At 38.4% G+C, this 1,600-nt stretch carries 1 protein-coding gene and 1 pseudogene; both read left to right on the forward strand.

Features of this window, described 5'->3' with window-relative positions; genetic code table 11:
• A pseudogene (locus M9Q43_RS13815) lies at positions 1 to 484 on the forward strand (transcriptional regulator); the annotation flags it as partial.
• Complete coding sequence (locus M9Q43_RS13820; protein WP_262319447.1) at positions 468 to 1,127, forward strand: ATPase; 660 nt, start codon at positions 468 to 470, stop codon at positions 1,125 to 1,127. The pseudogene M9Q43_RS13815 and the gene M9Q43_RS13820, both read left to right, overlap by 17 nt.
• Positions 1,128 to 1,600: the final 473 nt, after the last annotated feature.

Below are 1,600 nucleotides of genomic sequence, written 5' to 3' on the forward strand. Positions count from 1 at the left end.
CATTATAAACTTAGCTAAGCAAGAAATTTCAAAAAATGAAAAAAATTCAATTTTTACAAATTCAATTTTTGATGAGGTTCAAGAATCGGATTTAAAAATTGAAAAAGAAAAAGAAAAAAAGTTGCGCGAAAAAAAGAAAAAGAATTTTTCAAATGATTCTTCTGTCATTTCGAGCGAAGTCGAGAAACCAATTTCAAAACAATCAAAACCCACTTTGGAAGAAGCTCAAATCTACTTCCTCGAAAAAAACTTCACCGAAATCGAAGCACAACGCTTTTTCAATTACTTCGAGAGCAACGGCTGGTTAGTCGGTGGCAGAACCAAAATGAAAGACTGGAAAGCTGCAGCAAGAAATTGGATGCTCAACGCTCGGAAGTTTGAAAATAAAACTAATGCTTCAGTTCAAACAGAACCCAAAACAATCAATTTAAACCCAAAACACCTCCACGTATCAAATCAAAAAAACTATGGAGAAGCACTTTAACACCATCAAAGACACTTTCGTTATTCAAAACGGAATCAAAGTCTACAACTTCAATTGGTGCTTAAACTACATCGAGTACCAAGGCAAAATCATCTACGGTCGTTATTTCAAAATTGAAGCCATCGACCACCAAACCATTCTCAAATTGGTAATTTATGCTATTCGAGACGAAAAAAAGGCTTTAGAGCTCAATTTAGACCTCAACAAAGGCATTTTGTTGTCGGGGCCAATTGGATGCGGGAAAACGTCAATTATGGCGTTAATTCGACCATTTTTTTACCACAAACACGACTACAAAATCAAGACATGTAGAGAAATATCTTTCGAATTCGCAAAAAACGGCTTCGAATCACTTCATCATTACACCCAAAAAGAGCACACGCAAACACGTTTAACCGGCTACTGTTTCGACGACTTAGGAGCCGAACAAAACATCAAACACTACGGCAACGACCTCAACGTCATGGCAGAAATAATCATTTCTCGCTACGAAGACTTCGTGCAAAATCAATCCATCACCCACATCACCACAAACCTCTCCGCAAGCGAAATCGAAGCCCTCTACGGCAACCGCCTCCGCTCAAGGATGAGATCAATGTTCAACCTAATCACCTTCAGCAATGAATCCAGGGATAAAAGATAATTTTCAATATTCCTTAAGAATTGAATTGTCATACTGAGCTTGTCGAAGTATCTCCTACGCAGTAGGCTAACTCCTAGAACGGAGTTCAAGCAACTATCAATCCTAACCAAAGTAAAACGCCTATAAAACAAAACCTATGTTCCTATGTGGTAAAACCTAAACTACACAGTAGTCCAACCCTTTTAAGCGCAGCTTAAAACCACCCAGACAACCGACAACCAACAACCGAAAACAAAAAAATCCGTCAAACCCGCGCTTGAAAATCCGCTTCATCCGCGTGCCAACCAAGTGCAACGTAAAATCCGATAAAAATGAACAAACAACTAAACCCTCGCCAAATAAAAACCATCCAAAACTTCTGGACCTGGTTCCAACAAAATGAACAAGCCATTTACCACGCCTACAAACTAGGAATTAATTCCGATGAGGTAATAGAAAACCTACATCGAAACCTCAACTATGTTTCAAAAAGA

The organism is Flavobacterium odoriferum, assembly GCF_025499515.1.
GTDB lineage: Bacteria > Bacteroidota > Bacteroidia > Flavobacteriales > Flavobacteriaceae > Flavobacterium > Flavobacterium odoriferum.